The sequence below is a fragment of the Methylophilus sp. 42 genome, assembly GCF_000384155.1.
Taxonomy (GTDB): domain Bacteria; phylum Pseudomonadota; class Gammaproteobacteria; order Burkholderiales; family Methylophilaceae; genus Methylophilus.
Window position 1 is genome coordinate 1076733 of the sequence record NZ_KB913031.1, and the last position, 21016, is coordinate 1097748.

22 protein-coding genes are annotated in these 21016 nt (G+C 52.3%); 15 read left to right on the top strand and 7 right to left on the bottom strand.

Annotation, left to right across the window (positions count from 1 at the left end; translation table 11 throughout):
• Positions 1-88: 88 nt before the first annotated feature.
• On the bottom strand, positions 89-1300 hold the full coding sequence (gene xseA, locus MET42_RS0105275; RefSeq protein WP_019881769.1) for an exodeoxyribonuclease VII large subunit: 1212 nt from the start codon (positions 1298-1300) through the stop codon (positions 89-91).
• Positions 1301-1494: 194 nt separating this feature from the next.
• On the opposite strand from xseA, the gene MET42_RS0105280 reads away from it, so the two are divergent.
• Together MET42_RS0105280 and MET42_RS0105285 are read left to right on the top strand one after the other, a co-directional pair.
• Positions 1495-2466, top strand: a complete 972-nt coding sequence (locus MET42_RS0105280; RefSeq protein WP_232411337.1) for a lytic transglycosylase domain-containing protein — start codon at positions 1495-1497, stop codon at positions 2464-2466.
• 114 nt (positions 2467-2580) lie between these two features.
• Positions 2581-3075: a disulfide bond formation protein B gene (locus MET42_RS0105285; RefSeq protein WP_019881771.1), complete on the top strand. Its 495-nt coding sequence runs from the start codon at positions 2581-2583 to the stop codon at positions 3073-3075.
• A gap of 16 nt (positions 3076-3091) precedes the next feature.
• Here MET42_RS0105285 and MET42_RS0105290 read toward each other — a convergent pair whose 3' ends face one another.
• The 3 genes from MET42_RS0105290 to MET42_RS0105300 all read right to left on the bottom strand — a co-directional run bounded on the left by MET42_RS0105290 (position 3092) and on the right by MET42_RS0105300 (position 6272).
• Entirely contained in the window at positions 3092-4033 is a 942-nt protein-coding gene (locus MET42_RS0105290) for a 5'-nucleotidase (RefSeq protein WP_029512336.1), read from the bottom strand.
• 12 nt (positions 4034-4045) lie between these two features.
• Positions 4046-4990, bottom strand: a complete 945-nt coding sequence (locus MET42_RS0105295) for a hypothetical protein (protein ID WP_019881773.1) — start codon at positions 4988-4990, stop codon at positions 4046-4048.
• Positions 4991-5108: 118 nt separating this feature from the next.
• Positions 5109-6272 (bottom strand): GGDEF domain-containing protein, encoded by a 1164-nt coding sequence (locus tag MET42_RS0105300; RefSeq protein ID WP_019881774.1) that lies wholly within the window; start codon positions 6270-6272, stop codon positions 5109-5111.
• A 197-nt stretch (positions 6273-6469) separates the two neighbouring features.
• Between MET42_RS0105300 and cysM the strand changes: the two genes are divergently transcribed.
• The 5 genes from cysM to MET42_RS0105325 all read left to right on the top strand — a co-directional run bounded on the left by cysM (position 6470) and on the right by MET42_RS0105325 (position 10803).
• Complete coding sequence (gene cysM, locus MET42_RS0105305) at positions 6470-7363, top strand: cysteine synthase CysM (RefSeq protein WP_019881775.1); 894 nt, start codon at positions 6470-6472, stop codon at positions 7361-7363.
• Entirely contained in the window at positions 7363-9351 is a 1989-nt protein-coding gene (locus tag MET42_RS0105310) for a hypothetical protein (protein WP_019881776.1), read from the top strand. The genes cysM and MET42_RS0105310 overlap by 1 nt, the downstream gene beginning before the upstream one ends.
• A gap of 78 nt (positions 9352-9429) precedes the next feature.
• Positions 9430-9666, top strand: a complete 237-nt coding sequence (locus tag MET42_RS0105315; protein ID WP_198289761.1) for a hypothetical protein — start codon at positions 9430-9432, stop codon at positions 9664-9666.
• Positions 9663-10142, top strand: coding sequence for a YdbL family protein (locus MET42_RS0105320; protein WP_019881778.1), 480 nt, complete (start codon positions 9663-9665; stop codon positions 10140-10142). The genes MET42_RS0105315 and MET42_RS0105320 overlap by 4 nt, the downstream gene beginning before the upstream one ends.
• 181 nt (positions 10143-10323) lie before the next feature.
• Positions 10324-10803, top strand: a complete 480-nt coding sequence (locus tag MET42_RS0105325; RefSeq protein WP_019881779.1) for a hypothetical protein — start codon at positions 10324-10326, stop codon at positions 10801-10803.
• Positions 10804-10870: 67 nt separating this feature from the next.
• Here MET42_RS0105325 and MET42_RS0105330 read toward each other — a convergent pair whose 3' ends face one another.
• Positions 10871-11548, bottom strand: coding sequence for a hypothetical protein (locus MET42_RS0105330; protein WP_019881780.1), 678 nt, complete (start codon positions 11546-11548; stop codon positions 10871-10873).
• 314 nt (positions 11549-11862) lie between these two features.
• Between MET42_RS0105330 and MET42_RS0105335 the strand changes: the two genes are divergently transcribed.
• Entirely contained in the window at positions 11863-12633 is a 771-nt protein-coding gene (locus tag MET42_RS0105335; protein ID WP_019881782.1) for a 3'-5' exonuclease, read from the top strand.
• Between the two features lie 85 nt (positions 12634-12718).
• Here the strand turns inward: MET42_RS0105335 and MET42_RS0105340 are convergent, their stop codons facing one another.
• On the bottom strand, positions 12719-13207 hold the full coding sequence (locus tag MET42_RS0105340) for a hypothetical protein (RefSeq protein WP_019881783.1): 489 nt from the start codon (positions 13205-13207) through the stop codon (positions 12719-12721).
• Between the two features lie 67 nt (positions 13208-13274).
• On the opposite strand from MET42_RS0105340, the gene rlmD reads away from it, so the two are divergent.
• Together rlmD and MET42_RS0105350 are read left to right on the top strand one after the other, a co-directional pair.
• Positions 13275-14648, top strand: coding sequence for a 23S rRNA (uracil(1939)-C(5))-methyltransferase RlmD (gene rlmD / locus MET42_RS0105345; RefSeq protein WP_019881784.1), 1374 nt, complete (start codon positions 13275-13277; stop codon positions 14646-14648).
• A gap of 13 nt (positions 14649-14661) precedes the next feature.
• Positions 14662-16104 carry an ABC transporter substrate-binding protein gene (locus tag MET42_RS0105350; protein WP_019881785.1) on the top strand — a complete coding sequence of 481 codons (1443 nt, stop codon included), beginning with the start codon at positions 14662-14664 and terminating at the stop codon, positions 16102-16104.
• Between the two features lie 19 nt (positions 16105-16123).
• Here the strand turns inward: MET42_RS0105350 and MET42_RS0105355 are convergent, their stop codons facing one another.
• Positions 16124-16813, bottom strand: coding sequence for a VIT family protein (locus MET42_RS0105355; protein ID WP_019881786.1), 690 nt, complete (start codon positions 16811-16813; stop codon positions 16124-16126).
• A gap of 133 nt (positions 16814-16946) precedes the next feature.
• On the opposite strand from MET42_RS0105355, the gene MET42_RS0105360 reads away from it, so the two are divergent.
• The 5 genes from MET42_RS0105360 to MET42_RS0105380 are packed head-to-tail and all read left to right on the top strand — an operon-like array spanning position 16947 to position 21007.
• Positions 16947-17435: a L,D-transpeptidase gene (locus tag MET42_RS0105360; protein WP_019881787.1), complete on the top strand. Its 489-nt coding sequence runs from the start codon at positions 16947-16949 to the stop codon at positions 17433-17435.
• On the top strand, positions 17428-18339 hold the full coding sequence (nikB, locus tag MET42_RS0105365; protein ID WP_019881788.1) for a nickel ABC transporter permease: 912 nt from the start codon (positions 17428-17430) through the stop codon (positions 18337-18339). Before MET42_RS0105360 ends, nikB begins: the two co-directional genes overlap by 8 nt.
• The gene (locus tag MET42_RS0105370; RefSeq protein WP_019881789.1) at positions 18336-19127 is read left to right on the top strand and encodes an ABC transporter permease; all 792 of its coding nucleotides are present in this window, start codon (positions 18336-18338) and stop codon (positions 19125-19127) included. The genes nikB and MET42_RS0105370 overlap by 4 nt, the downstream gene beginning before the upstream one ends.
• A gap of 20 nt (positions 19128-19147) precedes the next feature.
• Positions 19148-19840 (top strand): queuosine precursor transporter, encoded by a 693-nt coding sequence (locus MET42_RS0105375; protein ID WP_019881790.1) that lies wholly within the window; start codon positions 19148-19150, stop codon positions 19838-19840.
• A gap of 39 nt (positions 19841-19879) precedes the next feature.
• Complete coding sequence (locus tag MET42_RS0105380) at positions 19880-21007, top strand: class I SAM-dependent methyltransferase (protein ID WP_019881791.1); 1128 nt, start codon at positions 19880-19882, stop codon at positions 21005-21007.
• Positions 21008-21016: the final 9 nt, after the last annotated feature.

Sequence of the window (21016 nt, forward strand, 5' to 3'; positions counted from 1 at the left end):
AATCTGTCAGTTAAGTGCCTTTAATTTGTCAGTGGGTGCTTTTGTGGACGATTGCATGAAAAGCCTGCTGGTCAGAAGCCTTGTTTTTTCAGTCACCACTTTTTTCAACCATGACTTGCGCCCGACCATGATGCAACGTTAATTGCAGGCGTTCGCCTATCGTGAGCTGGCTGGTGTCTGTCACGGCGATGCCATCTTGTTTTTGCACAATGGCGTAGCCACGTGCCAGCACCTGGTGCGGATTCAGCTGTTGCAAACTGGTGGCCAAATATTCCAGCCTGCGCTGACGTGCTTGCAAATATTGTTGCATGCCCAGTTTTAAGCGATGTTGCCATTGTTGCAATGATTGTTTCTGCTGCTGCAGTTGCTGTGCAGGCGAAATCAGGCGGCGCGACAAATAGTCCAGTGTTTGTGATTGCTGGCGCAACAATGATTGCATGGCACGCATCAGGCGTTGTTGTGATTGCGCTACTTGCTGGCGTAATTGTGATTGATCCGGGCAAGCCAGTTCGGCGGCGGCTGTCGGTGTGGCTGCGCGCAGGTCTGCCACAAAGTCGGCAATGGTAAAGTCAGTTTCATGGCCTACGCCGCTGATGGTGGGCAAGCGGCAGGCCGCCAGCGCCCGCGCCACGATCTCTTCGTTAAATGACCATAAATCTTCAATGCTGCCGCCACCGCGGCAAACCAATAAAGTATCGACTTCCTGGCGCTGGTCGGCCAGTTGAATCGCTTGTGCAATCAGCTCTGCCGAGCCTTTGCCCTGTACCGGTGTCGGGTAAATGATTACCCCCATGCCTGGGTAACGCCTGCGGATGGCCGTGAGCACATCACGCAAGGCTGCTGCGTCGGGTGAAGTCACCACGCCTATGCGTTGCGGGTTAGACGGAATGGCTTTTTTGCGCGACAGGTCAAACAAGCCTTCGGCTTGCAAGCGTTGTTTCAATTGCTCAAACGCTTCATACAGCCTGCCCATGCCTGCTGGCTGCATAAACTCAATTGTCAGTTGAAAGTCGCCGCGCGCTTCATACAGGGTGACTGTTGCGCGCGCCTCTATCAGGTCACCTTCGCGGGGCATGCTGCCCACCAGGCTATTACGGCCTTTAAACATCACGCAGCGTACCTGGGCGCGATCATCCTTCAGCGAGAAATACCAGTGGCCACTGGCCGCGCGCGTGAAATTGGAGATTTCGCCACTGATCCAGAATAGCGGAAAGCTGGTTTCCAGCAGCTCTTTCGTCAGCCGCGTCAAGTCGCTGACATTCAAGATTTGTTTAAAAGGCGTCGATAACAAGTTGGTCATAGCCCCGCATTATCCAACAGCAGATTGTTGTTTGGCTATGTCTTTCGCACGGTTTTTGCGCCGTTTTAACGCAAGGCTTGGCACTTTATGCCAATAAACGAGTCATTAAATAAATAAGGCCTGGAGATATTTTTATCCGAATGCAATTGAACATCCCTCACACTGCTATGCACCGCGCAAGCTTATGGATGACCATGTGTGTAGCGTTTGTGTGCGCGGCACTGTTACCTCGTGCCGCTGAGGCTGATGAGCTGCTTGAGCCATCTTCAGGTGAAACCCAGCCGTCGAGTGAAATGCGATCATCGCCAGAAACGACGAGTCTCCCTGAGAGTGGCGCGCCAGCCCCTGGCTATAGCCGTGAGCAGTCTGCCATCAAAAATGAAGCCTATAAACAATTTATTAAGTTGCAGGTGAGCCTGGCGGCGGGGACTAAAAATGCCCTTGGCCTGAGCAGTTATGAGCAAGCACATGCGCATTATTGTGCGCTGGCAGCGGAGTCGCGTGACCCCGATGCGCTATTTGCCATGGGCTGGTTTTATAGCACGGGTAAAGGCGTGACAGCGAATCATGATGTTGCTGCGCGCTTTTTCAGTCTGGCGGCGATACAAGGGCACCGTGATGCCAGGGAGTGGCTGGATAACGAGGCCGGTAATGCTGAATTGGCTGTATTGCCTGCCTGTATGCTGAAACAAGGTAATTCTGCGGCGGAAGTGTTGTTCCGCAAGCGTGGCCCGATTTATCAGCTGGTGAAAAAGCATGCGCCAAGCTATGGCGTGGATATCGACTTTGCCATGGCGGTGATCGCAGTAGAGTCGGGTTTTAACCCGAAAGCCACTTCGCGCAAAAAGGCGCAGGGCCTGATGCAGTTATTGCCAGATACGCAAGCCAGGTTTCATGTGAAGGATGCCTATGATCCCGAGCAAAACATCAAGGGTGGATTATCTTATTTGCGCTGGCTGATCACTTATTTTAAAGGCGATGTCGAGCTGGTCGCAGCCGCTTACAACGCCGGTGAAAACGCAGTGCAGCGACATCAGGGTATCCCGCCGTATCCCGAAACGCGGGATTATGTGAAACGCATTGCCCGCTATTACAAAAAGAAACATCACGAAGTCAAACAGAAATCGGCTATGCATCAGCTTGAAAGTGCACAGGCGGCCTCCTGATTTCTGATAAAACACGTTCCACTGTTAAAAAGAGGGAACGATGTGCACACTGCCAGCATCATAAGCGCGTTATCTATTACAATTTCAGTTTTATTCAACGCGCAGGAGTTTGCAATGTGTCAGTGGTTTAAAGGTCGTGGTGGCTATGTGCTCGGTTTTCTGGCTGGTTTCGGCATTGTGGCACTGGCCTTGTTTATACAGGTGCAAAACCAGTTGGAGCCTTGTCCGCTATGTATCTCCCAGCGCATTATCTTCATGAGCCTGGGGATATTGTTTCTGCTACATGCCTTTATTTCTCCCAAGTCCTGGGCCCATGCCGGGCTGACGCTGGTAGAAGTACTCACTGCGCTTGGCGGTGTCGGCGTTGCCATTCGTCACTGGTGGCTGCAAGCGCATAAAGACGAAATTATCGCTGACTGCGGTGTCGGCTTTGATTATATGTTTGAAAATTTTCCGCTCAAAAAAGCCCTGACGCTGGTGTTCCGTGGCACAGGCGATTGTGCCGCAATCGACTGGACATTTCTCGGCCTGACCTTGCCGCAACTGGGCTTGATCAGCTTTGTGTTGTTTGGTGCCTATGCGGTATTTCTGTTCCGCGCGCGAGCTTAATATTTAAGCAGCCTGTTTAGGTTGCTTTTTGATTAGTCACGCCAAAAGGAATGTGTACTGAAGGCACCACTTCAGAGGCTGTTTTTAAATGCCCGGACTGATCATCGAAGAAAATGTGCGGTCTTAATACCGCCAGGACTTTGCTTTTTTCAATGCCACCCAGAAAGAACGCGTCATTCGCCATCACACCCCAACTTTTTAGTGTGTTCATGGCGCGTTCATGTGCTGGCGCATCCCGCGCTGTCACAATCGAAACTCTCAAGCGGTTTTTGTAAGAAGGATCCAGTTTTTTCTTTTCTTCCTCGGCGGATTGAATGGCGGAAACACGCACAAGCAATTGCTGTAATGGGCCGGGGTTATGAGGCTGCATGACATTCATTGCTTCGTGCGCTTTGAATTCGTTCACGTCTTTTCTGGCCTGAAAAACGGTTTCAGACTCATCGTCTACCAATACACCATCAAAGTCGAAGGCAATGCGTAATGCAGCATCCTCTTCGTCATCAATCATTGCTGAGTTCATGACATGGCCAGCAGGCATGTTCAGGCGAATGGCAGAATCAACATCCTCTTTGTTCCCCGAGAGAAAGAGCGATATGTTGAGCGCAGGAATGAATTTGTAGGGCGCTTGGCCTTGCATGAAGATGGCTCTCGTCATACCGATATTGTAATGCTCTATAGACTTCATGACCCGAAGGCCTGTATCAGGGTCGTTTTTTGATAGCAATATCACTTCAACCAACGGGTCATCCGGGTGGGGGCTTAGATCATTGAGGGAGAGCAGCCGTTTGATGAATGAAAATGCAATGCCTTTGGGCAGCGGGTTGTGAAGGTTGTTCTCTTGAAACTTACGGTAAAGCGCTTCACCGTCTCGTTTAAAGATTTCGTCAGAGTCTGACAAATCAAACATCGCACTCGATGCGACGCCTATCACTAATCTGTTTTCTAGGGTGTATGCCATGATGGTTGAGCGTTAAAGGGGTTGTCTATTGGTGACGTCTGACATGGCTGACTGCTTGGAAATCGCCTCATGCCATTCTTTAAATGGCGCGTCACATAATTGCTCGGCTTGTTGTGATAGCGTTTCAGGTGGCGTGTTGGCCGCGCGTAGCTTGGCCGTTTCGCGTTTTAAACAGCCAAGATACTTGGCTTTAGCGTAAATCTCTTCGGTTTGCATGCTGGCAATCGCCTGGTCTGCCTGGTTGAGTGACTGGCAGAGTGGGGCAGGTTGTGAGGTAGCGTGCCAGGCACTGTCTGCTTTTTGCATATGAATCACATTGGCAATGTCTTGTCCGCGTTTATGGATCCAGTCTTCGAGAATCTCGTTACCGCAGCTCTCGCTTTGGCAACGCATCACGCTCTTCAGCAGCCAGGCAGCTTGTTTGGTCATGCGTTCTTCTGAAATGCCGCAGTTATGAATCACGTCATGCGAGCGCGAGAAATAGAGTTTGTAATTGGCGCGCCAACTGGCGTGATTGGCACAGGCGACTTTGCGTAAAGGATTGCTGGGCGCGCAGTTCTCTGCTTGCAGAATGTGCAACCGTTCAGGCGCCCGGTTGCCCACGCGGCGACAGGCCAGCGAGATGGCTTGTCCATAGGCCTGCGTCACGCCCCAGAAAGACAAACGTGCCTGGGCAAATGCCGGGCTGCTTTTGAGGGCATTATTATTTTTCCAGTCCATACTTTCTGAGCCTTGGCTGGATTTATGAAACACGGTTTCGCGCTCTACTTCCAGCGAGAACTCACTGCAAGAGGCTTGCACATATCTGGTCGCAATCGTGTCGTCATGATCGTCGGCGCGGAGTTTGAAAAAAACCATGTCTTCATGCTGGCCAATTTGTAGCGAGTCGAGATCGACTGCCACGGTGAGGAATTTTTCTCGGCCTGGCACGGTTTGCCACTGTTCGGCATGGGCCATTGAGGCGAATAACAGGCATTGCAGGCAAGCAAGGGCAAATACAACAGCAGAACATCTCAGCATGATTTAGTAATACGAAAACGACAAAAGTGGTGGCAAGGTACCTAAATGTGGGGGCTTAGTCTAGCGCGGCGGCATAGACACTGTTACGACCAGCTTGTTTGGCTTCATACAATGCCTGGTCTGCGCGCTGTAATAGTTGTGACAGGTTATCGCCGGGATGCAGCACAGCAACCCCGGCGCTGATGGTAATGTTGCCTACGCCCGCCAGGTGCATGGCATTGATTTGATGGCGTACTTTTTCTGCCAGTTGTGTGGCTTGTTTAAGCGTTGTGCGCGGCGCATAAATAATTAGTTCGTCACCGCCCCAGCGCACGGTGATGTCTGAGATGCGGCTATGTTTTTTAATGCAACTGGCCACAGATTTGAGGACCACATCACCCAATACATGACCGTGGCTATCATTGATCTTTTTGAAATGGTCGATGTCTATCAAAATCAGCGCATCAGAAATTTTCCTGCGTGTGACCGCTGGCGTATGTTCAGCAAAGACAGTTTCAAAGTGATGACGGTTGCTGAGGCCGGTTAAATGGTCGGTGCTGGAAAGCGTTTTCAGGTTTTCTTTTTCAATTTCCAACGCCGTATTCGCTGCAGCTAATTGCTCGGTGCGTTGTTTGACCAAGGCTTCGAGATCGGTATTGAGTGCTTTTAAATGGCTGGTTTGCGATTCACGCAGGCACTCGTAGTTGCGAATGATAAAGAACTGGGCCAGCAGGTAAAGGCACAGGCTGAGGATGTCGAGATTGCTGTATTCCGAGGGGAAAATACCCATGACATGGTTACTGATCACCAATATCAGCAATAATGCCAGCATATAGTAACCAGCCACGCGGCCTTTGAGGTAAAACGCCGCGGCCAATATGAGTAACAGCAGTGCACTGCGGGTGGTGGTGCCCATGCCCATGAAAAAGACGGTTAAAAACTGCATAAAGCAAAGCCATAAGGCCGTGCTGGCAATTAACTCAATATTTTTCTGGTAGCGATAGAGCACCCACAACAAACCAAAGGCAAGAAAGGCGGAGACCAGATCGACACGGCCGATGAAGGGTTGCAGGTTCCAGCGGATAATCCCCATGGACAGCGATACAATGCCGGAGAATGCAAACACATTATTCAAGAAAACGACTTTGTAGCGGACGTTATCGGCTTCGCTCAGTTCTGGAAAAAACTTGATCGGACGCAACATGACGGCAAGCGCTTGGCTAATCCACTTCTTTAACATCCAGTTTCCTTGGTAATTATTGTTTTTGTGATGCAGGCAGTTTATGTAAAATTAGTACTTCACCAGCTAAATCAGGAACGACACTGGAATTTTACATATATTAAGCATCTGCGTGTATTACTTTTAATCGATTCAATTCAGAATATTTTGGGCGCCAGGCCCCGTTCCGTCTGGAAAACAACAAACATCGGTCTGTTATGAAACCATACAAAACTTTGGATGACTTTGTCGGCAATACGCCGCTGGTCGCTTTGCAACGCATGAACCCTAATCCGAGCAACACCATTTTGCTCAAGCTGGAAGGGAATAACCCGGCCGGTTCGGTCAAGGACAGGCCGGCTTACAGCATGATTCTGCGTGCAGAAGCACGCGGCCAGATCAAGCCTGGCGATACCCTGATCGAGGCGACGAGCGGCAATACCGGTATTGCGCTGGCGATGGTCGCTGCCATGCGTGGCTATAAAATGGTATTGGTGATGCCCGAGAATCAGTCGATTGAACGCCGTCAAAGCATGAAAGCTTATGGCGCAGAGCTGGTGCTGACGCCTAAGGACGGCAGTATGGAACTGGCGCGCGATGTCGCATTGAAGCTGCAAGCCGAAGGTGAAGGCATCGTGCTCGACCAGTTTGGCAACACGGATAATCCTTTGGCTCACTACGAAGGCACCGGACCGGAAATCTGGCGCGATACGGCAGGCAAAGTGACGCATTTTGTGTCCAGCATGGGCACCACGGGCACCATCATGGGCACTTCGCGCTATCTCAAGGAGCAAAACCCGGACATCCAGATCATTGGCGTGCAACCTGAAGACGGCGCGCAAATTCCTGGTATCCGCAAATGGCCAGAAGAGTACATGCCATCCATTTTTGATGCCAAGCGCATTGATGAACTACGTTATGTCAGCCAGAAACATGCGGAAGACACCACGCGTAAACTGGCCAATAAAGAAGGTATTTTTGCCGGTATTTCCAGTGGTGGCGCTTTATACAGTGCGCTGCAATTGTCGAAAGAAGTCAACAATGCCGTGATTGTGAGTATCGTTTGTGACCGCGGTGACCGTTATTTGTCTACCGGGGTGTTTCCAGACTGATGCGCATCTGGGGGCTGATGCTACTGGCGTGGTCTCTGCCACTCTGTGCCATGACCGAGATCAGTCTAAGCGCAGACAGTATTTCCAGCGATCTGTTTCAGCTCGATAAACCGCATGCCGTCCTCAATCTGCAGGCCCAGCAGCAGGTACAAGTGCATGCTGATCGTTTGCAACTCGGCGATGCCCGCCTGGATAATCCCAATATTCGGCTGGATATGGGCACGCGGCCGACCTTGCTGGTGACCTCTGACCAGTTGCAAATGCAACCTTACCAGGTACGCCAGCCTAAGATATTTCTTGATTTGCGGCCACAAACTCGCCAGCCTGTATTGTCTTTTTATGCAGAGGTTAAGGCCTTGCAGGATGAAGTATGGGGTACGTTTCACCTGAATTGCCAGGTCCCCGCGCAGGCAGCGACACAACCCTGGCGCTGCGAAGACGGCTTATACCATGATGTGCGTTCGCATGTGCCGTTCAATGTGCTGGTGACGCCAACCTGGAAAGAACAGGACAAAACTGGCCCAGCGGCCAGAGGTGTCGACCTGGAATTGGCAGTGCGCGAGGCCAGGTTTAGTGATGCATCGGGTTTGCATGCAGGGGATAAACTCACCGGCAAGGTCAATCTGTCTGCGCACGAACAAGCCGGTGGCTGGCGCTGGCAGGGCGTGTTTCAATGGCAGCAGGGCGAGTTGTTCTGGCAACCGTTTTATTTCGCCGAGGGCAGCAAGCGGTTTGAGATTCGTGGCTTTTACCGTCAACCTTATGCTGATATCAAGCAGGCGACTCTGGAATTGCAGGGCGTGGGCACCTTGCATAGCCAAAGCCGCATCAACCTCATCAGCAAAGAATTTGAGTTTTTAAAGGTCGATGCCAAAGAGGTGGATTTTAACGGTGTTTACCAGGCGTTTATCCAGCCACTGATTCCGCATTCAGCGTTTGGCCACTTGAATGTATCTGGCAAGGCAGACTGGTCGTTTGAGGCCAAAGGCTTGCAGCCGCTCAAGTTTCACCTCAATATCACAGACGCGAATGTGGAAGACCAGGCAGGTAAGTTTGGCTTTAGCCACTTTAATGCCGATATTCCCTGGGATTATGATCGTCCCAGGCAGATTGCCATGGGTTACCAGTCCGGCCATATTCTAAAAATCCCCTTGGGTGAAACCCGCTGGCAGGCTGAGGTGGACCGTTTTTCGATTACGGCGCCGCGTTTGCAGTTGCCGATTCTGGATGGCGGACTGGATTTTCAGGATATTTCCGCTGCCTGGATTAACCAAAGCATGGTCTGGCATGTCAAGATGGACTTGCAACCGATCAGCATGTCTAGCTTCAGCCAGGCGCTGGGTTGGCCGGTGATGCGCGGCCAGATTGCAGGCACGATTCCCCTGGTGACGTACGCTAACCACGAATTGCGTATGGTGGGCGATATGCAATTCAAACTGTTTAATGGCATGGTGGGCATGTCTGACCTAGATATTGATGACCCTTTGGGCGCCGTGCCCAAGTTACACGCCAATTTCACCATGCGTGAGATTGACCTAGGTGAAATCACGCGCACATTTAACTTTGGCTCCATCAGCGGTAAGCTGGAAGGCGATATTAAGGATTTGCGCTTGCAAAACTGGAAACCGGTATCTATGGATGCTTTTGTGCGCACTGCCGACGGCCCGTTCGAGAAGAAAATCTCGCAGCGTGCGGTAGAGAATATTACGGCCTTGGGCGGTGAGGGCACGGCGGCGGCCTTGCAACGCACTTTCTTGCGCTTTTTTAAAGAGTTCGGTTATGAAAAAATTGGCCTGAGTTGCCAGTTGCGCGGCGATATTTGCAAAATGGGCGGTGTCGAACCACTGCCAGATGGCTTTGTGATCGTCAAAGGCAAAGGGGCGCCGTCGGTCAACGTCAATGGCTATACGCAATATGTCAGCTGGAAAGACGTGTTGGGGCGCATGCAGCGCGTGACGGATAGCAATAGTAAAATCATTATCGATTAAACTTGACTATATGATGAAGCACAAAACGGTTGTCAGAAAGGAAGCAGATTGAACCTGACTTTAATAAAACAGGGCTGGATGCGTACGTGGCTATTGGTACTATCGGCCACGGGCTTGAGCGCTTGTGTCACCATTAATATCTACTTTCCGGCCGCCGCTGCAGAAAAAGCAGCGGACAAAGTCATAGACGAAATCTGGCAGGTGCCTGCCGGACAATCCCCGGCATCGAGCCAGCATTCTGCGCCGACTGCCACCCCGGTGACCCCGTCTGCAACACCGGTAACGCCGACCGTGAATCCGGAGTCCGCCCCATGATGAGATTGCTACATAATTGTTCACGTTTGTTGCAACTATTCCTGCGCCAGGGTTATCACACTTTGAAGGTTGGTGTGTTTTTGGGCTGCCTGGCGATGCTTTTTGAGGCGTTGCCGGTATATGCCGCGGCGGATCTTGATGTGAATACCCCGGCGGTTGCTGCGGTCAAAGCCAGCATGCAAAGCCGCCATTTGCAGTTGCTGCCGCACTACCAGTCTGGGACTGTGGGTTTAACCGCAGACGGCTTTGTCGCGGTAAAAGAGGCCGGTTTGGTGCCATTGTCCCAACGTAGTGCGTTAGCTGCGCTGGTCAAAGATGAAAACACTGACCGCGCCAGGTTATATCAGGGCATGGCTGCCGCAAATGGTCACCCTGAATGGGAAGGCGAGATACAACGTACATTTGCCCAGCGCTGGATTGATAAAGCGCAAGCTGGCTGGTTTGTGCAACGTGATGGGCAGTGGGTGCGTAAATAGACTGGCAAAACAACAGCTTGGCTGATGTGGGGTGCGTCGGATACTGAAATGACCTGTGCGACGCACTGCGATTGTCGGTCATGGCAATTCGATAAACAACGCAGTAAAAGTATCGGCTTTCAGTTTCAGGCATGGTCATTGCATACAATCTAAGTGCATGTTCCGATGAAAGGAGTCCGTTGTGGCAGCTAATCTTTTCGTTCTCCCTCGCTTGGGTGAAAGTATTCACCAGCAGGATTTGGGGATTTACTACATCCTGAATCACCATACTGGCCGTGTGCGATCCTTGATACAGCTGGCACGTGAAAACGTGCATTGGTATCTGATGCAATTGCAGCCGATTGCCGATGGTCTGGATTATCGCTGGTCTGTGATGTCGCGCGAAAATGACTGCGCCCTCAAAGCCGCGACTGACAGGCAAATTGCACATTACTTTTCCAAAGCAGAATATGCTGAACCATCAGGCGCCTGGCAAGTGATGCGTAATGCTGATTTTGGTTTTGCCAAGTTCACGCCGATCGAAGCGCCGCATGAAGTCAGCTACGCCATTCTGACGTTTGATGGTGAAGAGATGAAAGCCCCGGTTCGCTTGCATAAAGCACCTGCCGAGTGGTTGGACGAGGACTCTGAAACCGATATCCTGCAACTGGAGTTTGCCTGACCCATATGAATGGCGCTAGCAGCGACCACAAGCATGTGGCAGCTGCTAGTCGAGGCGTCAATGTGCCTTAAGCAGTGGTACTGACCACATTGCCAGTCGGGCCGCGGTGTTGCATGCCGGTAGACAATGCCTGCAAGAACCCGCTCAGGCTGGCACTATCGCTGCTGCCACCTAGCGCACTCACGAGTGATTGAAAGCTGCTTTGCAGGTCGCTGCTAGTGCTGCTATCAGCACTGGTATCAGATGTTGTGCTATCCGTTGAATCACTATTCCCCAAAGCAGAAATCAGGCTTTGCAATTTGGCCTCCATGCCATGGCCACCATAAGGTGGCGGCGGTGGCATGCCTTGAGTTGCACTGGCCTCAGTGTCGCTGTCACTACTGTCTGTGCTGCTGGTGTTCGTTGTGCCCTGGGACTGCAAGGCACTGATCAGGTTTTGTAAAAAGCTATTCAGCGCACTGGCGGCATCGGTGGTGCTGTCGCTGCTGGTAGAGGTGTCTGTACTGTCTGCGCTGGTGCTCGTACTTGTGCTGCTGGTGCCGGACTGACCAAAAATGGATTCCAGGCCACCTTCAATGCCTGCGCTTTTCAGTGCAGAATCAATGGCACCCAGCAAACCGCCACCATCCTTGCCTTGACCTTCGCCATCGGGTGGCGGTGGTGGAGGTTGCATGCCGCTACGCTGACTGACCTGCGACAAAGATTGAATACTGCTGTTACTGCCTAGTGAACTGATTGATGTCATGATGAGAGCTCCGTAAATTTTAATCCGTAAGTGTCAAAGGTTCAGGGCTGATGTGATTGCTCCCTGGCAATACATCGTGTTAACTGAACATGGCCAGATTAAAGCGGAACGTGGTTTTTTGATTGCTTGAAAAAACACAAAAAGTATTTATAAATCAGTTATTTAAATGTATCAATTGATACAAATGGCCGTGGATTGTATCAATTGATACAATTGCCCCATTTTTTGTACAAACGACGCGTGAAGATAAGGTTTTCTGGTCTAAGCCTGGGCGCTGTGTTATTTTAAAAAGCAATTTTTTCACGAGTATAGTCATGCTAAGTTTGGTGTTTGATATTGAAACCATCCCGGATGTGGACGGGATTCGTCAGTTACATGACTTGCCTGCCAGTTTAAGTGATGCTGACGTGGCTAATATCGCTTTTCACCAGCGCCGCCAGCAGAATGGCACCGACTTTTTGCCGCACCATTTGCAGCGCGTTTGTGCAATATCTTGCGCTTTGCGCGAGGGCAGCCAGTTTCGCGTATGGACCCTGGGCGATGAGCAGTCGACTGAAGCCGAAATTATCCAGCGCTTTTTCGACGGCATTGAAAAATACACACCTAACCTGGTGAGCTGGAATGGCGGTGGTTTTGACTTGCCCGTGCTGCATTATCGCGCCATGGTGCATGGCATTGCCGCGCCGCGCTATTGGGATCTGGGTGAAGACGACAAAGACTTTAAGTGGAATAACTACATCAGTCGCTATCACATGCGTCATCTGGACTTAATGGATGTGCTGGCTATGTATAGTGGGCGCGCTAACGCACCGCTGGACCAGATGGCGCAGTTATGCGGTTTTCCTGGCAAGCTTGGTATGGATGGCAGCAAGGTGTGGCAGGCTTATTTGAACGGAGAGGTGAAAGCGATACGTGATTATTGCGAAACCGATGTCGCCAACACGCATCTGGTCTATTTACGCTTTCTCAAAATGCGCGGTCACTTGAATGAGGCCAATTATGCGGCTGAAATCCAGCTGGTGCGCGAAACCTTATCCGGTTACGGCGGTGAGCACTGGCAACAGTTTATGGCTGCCTGGGCTTGAGGTTAAACGTCTGGTTTGGCGATATCTAACATCTTAATATTACCGCCGATAAACCCTTGACGGCGTTTAGCGGCGGTTAAGGTTTTTAAGGCGTCTCAGTGGCAGGCACTTCTGGTGCTGCAGTATCTTCTACTGTTGGTTCTACAGTATCTTCATCAATCTTGTTTTTCCAGTTCAGGATCACGCGTTGGTGCTTTTTGGCGTCATGCGTAAAGCGGTAACGCTGTTCACTGCCAAGGTAACTGGCAATAGCCTGATATTTGCCGCTGGGCAGGTTTAACAACAACCTGGGTGCAGCGTGCTCCAGCGCAAATACGGTCTGATTTTTGCTGTCGACGATGCTGATGTTGATATCATCAATCACGCGGCCGACTTTGCCTTCGGAAAACAGGAAATACAGATTGAATTGCTTTTTAAAGGACTCCATGGCGTCGACTTCTTCTGAGCCTATGCCACCGGTGACATAGTCCACGCCGTGGACCTCTTGCTGAATAGCCACTTCGTCAGCGAAGCAGAAAGACGATGAAAAAAGTGCTACCACCAGTGTCGTGGTTAAGCGCCATTGTTTAAGCATCACAGACTCCTTATTTTGATTGGTTTGCTGGATGATTGTATGCCCAATTCAGGTAAAATAACAGGTTATGAGAAACAACCGTCAAAGATCCTCCAACCTGTCGTCTGCCGCCAGGGCAGCGCAGACTCCCCGCATTGCCACCATTGAATCCCTCGACCAGGAAGGTCGCGGTGTCACCCATGTCGATGGCAAGGTCATTTTTATTGAAGGCGCATTGCCATTTGAAGAGGTGAAGTTTGTCTCGCATCATGTCAAGGCGACCTATGAGTTGGCGACGACGGTCGAGGTGTTGAAACAGTCCAGCCAGCGTGTGACGCCCGGCTGTGCCTATTTTGGCACTTGCGGTGGCTGCGCCATGCAGCATCTGGAGTTTTCCGCGCAGGTGGCAGCCAAGCAGCGCATGCTGGAGGCTGATTTATGGCATATCGGCCGCGTGCGCGCTGAGAAAGTCCTGCCGCCGATTCAGGGCACGCCATGGCATTACCGCCACAAGGCTCGCTTGCGCGTGCGCTATGTCGAGAAAAAGGGCGGCGTGCTGGTCGGCTTTAATGAAAAAGGCACCAGCTATGTGACTTCTATGGATAGCTGTGAAGTGCTGACGCAACCAGTGTCTGACCTGATCGTGCCGTTGAAAGCCTTGATCGGCCAGCTGTCTATCAAGCAGGCAGTGCCGCAAATTGAGTTGGCGGTTGGTGAAGATGCGACTGTACTGGTGTTCCGCATTATGGAAGCCCTGACCGAGGCCGATATCGCCTTGCTGCAAACCTTTGAAGACACGCACAGTGCCCAGGTGTGGACGCAAACCAAGGGTCCGGACACCGTCAAGCCCTTGTTCACGCATGGCGATATGCTGCATTACAGTTTGCCTGAGTTTAACCTGCAATATCCGTTTAGCCCGATTGAGTTTACACAGGTCAACCCGGCGATTAACCGCGTCATGATTCGTCGTGCGCTGCAATTATTGCAGCCACAAGCCGGTGAACGCATTGCTGACTTTTTCTGTGGTCTGGGCAACTTTACCCTACCGATTGCACGCAGCGGCGCCAGTGTCTATGGCGTGGAAGGATCGCAAGCGTTGGTAAAACGCGCGGTGGAAAATGCACAGCTCAATGGTGTCAGCAATGTTGAATTTGCTGAATCTGATTTGTTCGATATGACGCCGGAGTCATTGCAGTCGCTGGGCGCGTTTGATAAGTGGCTGGTGGATCCGCCGCGGGATGGTGCGATTGAGTTGATCAAGTCACTGCCCGATGCGGAGGACACCAACGCTGGCCATGCGCCATCGCGTATTGTCTACGTGTCTTGCAACCCGGCGACGCTGGCGCGCGATGCGGCAATCCTGACGCAGTCTAAAGGCTATCGCCTGGAAGCTGCTGGCGTGATGAATATGTTTCCGCATACGGCGCATGTTGAATCTATCGCGATTTTTGAGAAGATTTAAGGCGATGGGCAGGATGTTAGGCCGGTTATTGCCGGGGGTGTTGTTAGCGTGGGCGTTGACTGGTTGCCAGCCGTCAAACGAGCCGCGTTCGCTGGTGTTTGCTGTGGCGCAGGCACCAGCGAATCTGGATCCACGTTATGCGACGGATGCGGCTTCTGAACGCATTAATCGCCTGATTTACCAGCGTCTGGTGGAGTTCGACAGCCGCTCGCGCGAAGTGCCAGGGCTGGCGACCTGGCAGATGCGCGATGCGACGCATTACCGCTTCCAGTTATCTCAATCTGCCACCTTCCACGATGGCCAGCCCTTGACGGCCGCGGATGTGAAAGCGACCTACGACAGCCTGCTACAACTCAAGGATTCGCCGCACACCGCTGAATTCAAGCATATCCAGCAGATTACAACGCTGGATACCAACACCATCGATTTTGAACTCAGCCGCCCGGACCCTCACTTTGCTGCGCGCTTGATGGTTGGCATTTTGCCAGCGCGCCTGATTGCGACCGGGCATGACTTTGGCCATGCGCCTGTGGGGAGCGGGCCGTTTAAACTGGATCAGTGGCAGTCAGCATTGCAGTTGCAGCGCTTAAGTGATGGCCTCAACGTGCGTTTTGACGAAGTGAAAGACCCCAATGTGCGGGTACTTAAACTCAAACGCGGTGAAGCTGATTTGATCCAGGGAGACTTGCCGCCTGAACTGGTTAAGTATCTGCAAAAACAGCCTAATATCACGGTGAAAACCGGGGTAGGTGCTAATTATTCTTATCTAGGGTTGAATGTACAGGCCGATTTTCTGCGCGATGCACGCGTCAGGCGCGCGATTGCCTACGCGATTGATACCCAGGCGATTATTGATAAAGTCATGGTCAGCCATAGCCGCCAGGCCAGTGCGATCTTGCCGCCTGAGCATTATGCTGGCAATGCGGCTTTGCAGCCGTACCCTTATCAACCGGCACTGGCCAGGCAATTATTGCAGTCTGCAGGCATTAAGTTGCCACTGACGCTGACTTATAAAACCAGCACCGATCCTCAGCGTGTGCGGCTAGCGACGATTTTGCAGGCGCAAATGCAGGAGGCGGGCATAGACCTGCAAATCAAGAGCCTGGATTGGGGCACCTTTTTTGCCGATGTGCAAAAAGGTAATTTTCAGCTGTATGGCCTGACCTGGGTTGGTATTAAAACACCGGAGATTTACAGCCAGGTATTTGCTTCTAATAGCTTGCCGCCACAGGGATTCAACCGTGGCCGCTATCAGGATGGCGTGCTGGATCAATTGTTGGAAAAAGAGGATTGGCCAGCGGTGACGCAGCGCATTCATAGTCAATTGCCAGTGATCCCGCTATGGTATGAAGGACAGTTTGTCGCCTACCGCAATACCATTGCGGCTTACCAGCCCATGCCAGACGGCAATCTGGACGGTCTGGCACACGTGGTTTTTAAAGCGGCTAAAGACTAGTGCTTATTGGGGTGACGGATCACGGATTGACGCCAAACCAGTGACCGATCAGCGCCGTGGCCGCCATGGCAAGTGCACCCCAAACGACGACACGACTGACACTTTTCACGATGCTCGCACCGCCAGTGCGCGCAGCGACAATCCCCAGCAAGGCTAAAAATGGCAAGGTGCTCACCGTCAACCAGGTTTGTGCTTGCGTATGCGGTGCCAGCCAAGCGGTGATCAGTGGCAAGATGGCGCCACTGGCAAAGGCCAGCGCCGAGGCCAGCGCGGCCTGTAATGGCTGCGCCTGGTTGATGTCATGCAAGCCCAGTTCATCGCGTGCATGTGCGGCTAGTGAGTCATGTGTTGATAGCGCCTGCGCCACTTGCTGGGCCAACTCAGGAGATAGGCCGCGCTGGATATAAATACCAGTCAGCTCACGTAATTCGCTTTCCGGGTTTTCCTTGAGCTCTTCGGCTTCACGGGCGAGGTCTGCCTGTTCGATATCCGTTTGTGAGCTCACTGATACATATTCGCCTGCAGCCATGGAAAGCGCACCTGCCACCAGCCCGGCGACACCGGTCATGAGCAATGCCTGGTGAGAGGCGCCAGCGGCGGCCACGCCCATCAGCAGGCTGGCGGTAGAAATAATGCCATCGTTGGCGCCCAGCACAGCCGCGCGCAGCCAGCCGCTGCGTTGTAAAAAGTGTAATTCGTGATGTGCCATGCGATTGCCCTGAGTCTAGCGATGAATAAAATAACTAAGCGAGTGAATCGGATTTTAATGGAATTTTTATTGCCAGAGACCGTGTTGCATCAAATCTCCGTCTATCACGGGCAAATCGCTTAGAATAATGGTTATGCATATTGAAATTTCTATCCCGGCGCAAACGCTGACGGTGTTTGACGACAATGGCGGCCAAGTCACGCGTTATGCCGTGTCTACGGCGGCCAATGGCGTAGGTTGCGTCAAAAACAGTGGTTGTACACCGCTGGGAGCGCACATTATTCGCGCCAAAATCGGTGGCGGGGCAGCTGAAAATACCGTGTTTGTTGGGCGCCGCCCGACCGGGGAAATATTTACGCCAGTACTCAAAGCGCAATTTCCTGACCGCGACTGGATTTTAACCCGCATTCTTTGGTTGAGTGGCACTGAGCCGGGCAAAAACCGCCTGGGTAATGTCGATACCATGCAGCGTTATATCTATATCCACGGCACGCCGGAGGCGACTGTGCTGGGTGTGCCAGGCTCACATGGCTGCGTGCGCATGCGCAACGCGGACCTGATCGAATTGTTCGAGCTGGTGCCCGTCGGTACCACCGTTAACATTTGCGAGGCGGATGATTAAGCGCTTTGCTACATTATTGCCCGTGGTTTTCGGGGTGCTATGCCTGACCTTCGCCTTGCTGCATCTGGTGCCGGGCGACCCGGTGGATGTCATGCTGGGTGAATCTGCCAGTGCTGCTGACCGCACCGCACTCAAAGCGCAACTGGGGTTGGACCAGCCTGTGCTGGTGCAGTTCGGCCAGTATGTGATGCATCTGCTGCAAGGGGATTTTGGTACCTCTATCCACACACAAACCCCGATCTCGCAACTGTTATGGCAGGCCTACCCGGCCACGTTATTACTGGCTGTGGTTGCATTAGCAATAGGGCTGTCTATCGGTATTCCATTGGGCATCTGGTCTGCGCTCAAGGCCGGACACTGGCAAGATGTGATGATCACCATGTTGAGTATCCGCCTGGCGGCGATGCCTGCGTTTTGGCTGGGGCCGGTGTTGATGCTGGTATTTGCGGTTTGGCTAGGCTGGTTGCCTGTGAGCGGCATGGCGAACGCAGCCAGCATTGTGTTGCCAGCAATGACACTGGGACTGGGCTTAAGCGCCATTTTGACGCGCATGACGCGTACCAGCCTGCTCGAAGTATTGAATGAGGACTACATCCGTACTGCCCGTGCCAAAGGCTTGAGTGAACGGCAAGTATTATTGAAACACGCTTTGCGTGCAGCCTTGTTGCCATTGGTCACTATTGTCGGTCTGCAAATGGGTAGCTTATTGGCCGGCGCCGTGATTACCGAAACCATTTTTAGCTGGAACGGCATTGGCCGCTTGCTGGTAGATAGCATAGAAAAACGCGATTACCCGGTGACGCAGGCCTGTGTGCTGGTGGTGGCGTTTAGTTATGTGCTGATCAATCAGGTGACGGATGTGGTTTATCGCTGGCTGGATCCGCGTACGCGAGGCGCAGCATGAAAGCCTTTTCGTTGCTGACTTTGAGCTTTTGGCTACTTGCCGTGCTGCTGGGGCATGCGATTGGTTTGAATCCCAACCAGATTGACCTTAACGCCATTCTGCAATGGCCGAGTCTGCAACATTGGCTAGGCACAGATGATTTGGGGCGCGATATTCTGGCGCGCGTCATTCGCGGGGTAGAGGTTTCTTTTCTGGTTACTGTGGTTGTTACTGCCGTGACGATGACGGTTGGCCTGAGCATCGGTCTGGTGGCCGGGTATAAAGGCGGCAGGATGGATGCCGTATTGATGCAATTGACCAATATTTTTCTGGCGTTCCCGGGAATGTTACTGGCGATTGCGTTTGCGGCGGTGCTGGGCGCGGGGATTAACAACCTGATTCTTGCGCTGTGCCTGACCGGCTGGGTGACCTACGCCAGATTGTCGCGCGGCCAGTCACTGGCATTGCGTCAGCGCTTGCATGTGTTGGCGGCGGAGTCCTTAGGCGCCAGCAGCTTGCGGGTGATGTCATTGCATATTTTTCCGCTACTGATATCGATCTTGCTGGTGGAAGCGGCGTATAGCATGGCCAGTGTCATGATTGCTGAGGCGTCATTGTCGTTTCTTGGCTTGGGAATACAGGCGCCCAATGCCTCCTGGGGTGCCATGTTGCGCGATGCTGTGCGCTTTATGCTGGTGGCACCACACTATGTGCTCACTGTCGGCGTGTGCATGATGAGCCTGATCCTGGCCATTAACCTGGGCGGCGATGTATTGCGTGACAAACTGGATGTGCGCAGCGAGGGCTAGATGATTGGAAAAGGTCATTCATGAGAAAACAGTATCGTTACTATGACCTGATCATGGCGGCGTTTGCCGTGGTGCTGGTTTGCTCCAATCTCATCGGCCCTGGCAAAATTACCGAGGTTCATGTGCCCTTACTGGGGGCGCTGACGTTTGGTGCTGGCATTATGTTTTTCCCAATCAGCTTTATTTTTGGTGACATCCTGACCGAAGTATACGGTTATGCTGCCTCGCGCCGCGTAATCTGGACCGGGTTTATCTGCCTGGCCTTTGCTAGCCTCATGGCTTGGGTGATCGTAGCGCTGCCACCGGCGCCAGACTGGCACGACCAGGCGGCCTATCAATCGGTGTTCGGCTCCACGGTGCGCATTGCTATTGCCTCGCTGGTATCGTTTGTGGCTGGCGAATTCGTCAATTCGTTTGTGCTGGCCAAAATGAAAATCCTGACCCAGGGCCGCTGGTTATGGAGCCGCACCATAGGCTCGACCATCTTCGGTGAAGCGGTCGACACTATCCTGTTTTTTCCGCTGGCGTTTTATGGTTCTGGCGAATTCCCCGATGCCATGATGCCGCAAATCGTGCTGGCGCAATTCACGGCCAAAGTATTGGTAGAAGTTGCTTTTACGCCAGTCACCTACAAAATAGTCGCATTTCTCAAACGTGCAGAAAATGAAGATTATTACGATACCCACACCGACTTTAGCCCGTTTAAGCTTTAAACTGGCCACATTTAATAACTTCTCATTATCGGAACCCCATTGAACCTGATTAACTGGTACGAACAAAAAAAGACGCAAGCCGCCGACTGGCAATCTGAAGCAGGTAACCCGCCGCCGAAAGCGGTGGTGATCGCGGACGATACCACTAAGGCGGATGAGGCGTACCGCCTGGCTTGTGAGGGCACTGCATTGCTCTATCGCGGTGACTTTCAAAATGCCAAACAATTGTTGCAGGCCATTACGCGCCGCGTAGACCGCAAACCGGTTAAACCGGCAGCGACCATGCTCGAAGCCTTTCACCAGCATCGCGCGCGCCAGATTGGCCGTGCCAATATCACAAACAAAGTATTGATTGAACTCAAGCACGGTGGTTGCGATTTACCTCGCGCCCCTGATGTGAAAGCTGCGGTGCAAGGCGCGTTGATTGTGGACGAAAAAGCCGACAAACTGCCCGCAAGGCTGGTGCTTTCATTGCGTGAGCTGCTGGGCATGGTGGGCGCGCATGAATGGCGTAAAAAAGGCGTGCAGATTCATGCGCTCAATGCCAGTATCCACGCTTATTACGGGGTGTATTCCCCTGTGCGTGGTGAGTATCTTGATCTCATAGATCAGGCCCCTCTTAACAGCCCGCAAGTGGCCTGGGATATCGGTACTGGTACCGGGGTGATTGCGGCCATTTTGGTGGCACGCGGCGTGAAGCAGGTGCTTGCCACAGATAACAACCCACGCGCATTAGCGTGTGCTGCAGAGAATGTGCAACGCTTGAATATGCAAACCAATATTCAGGTCCTGCCAGCAGACTTGTTCCCGGAAGGGCAAGCCGACCTGATTGTCTGTAACCCACCCTGGCTCCCTGCGAAAGCCAATGCGCCGATTGAGCATGCGGTGTATGACCCGGATAGCCGTATGCTGAAAGGGTTTTTAAGTGGCTTGAAAACGCATTTAACCGCCAATGGTGAAGCATGGCTGGTGATGTCGGATTTAGCCGAGCATATTGGCTTGCGTCAGTCTGAGGCATTGGCCGCGTGGATCAATGAGGCGGGTTTGCAGGTTGTTGAAAAACTGGATATTGCGCCTAAACATGCCAAAGCCAGTGATCAGTCCGACCCTTTGTATGAGGCGCGTGCCAAAGAAATTACCAGTCTTTATCGATTAAAATGTGCTTGAAATTTGAAC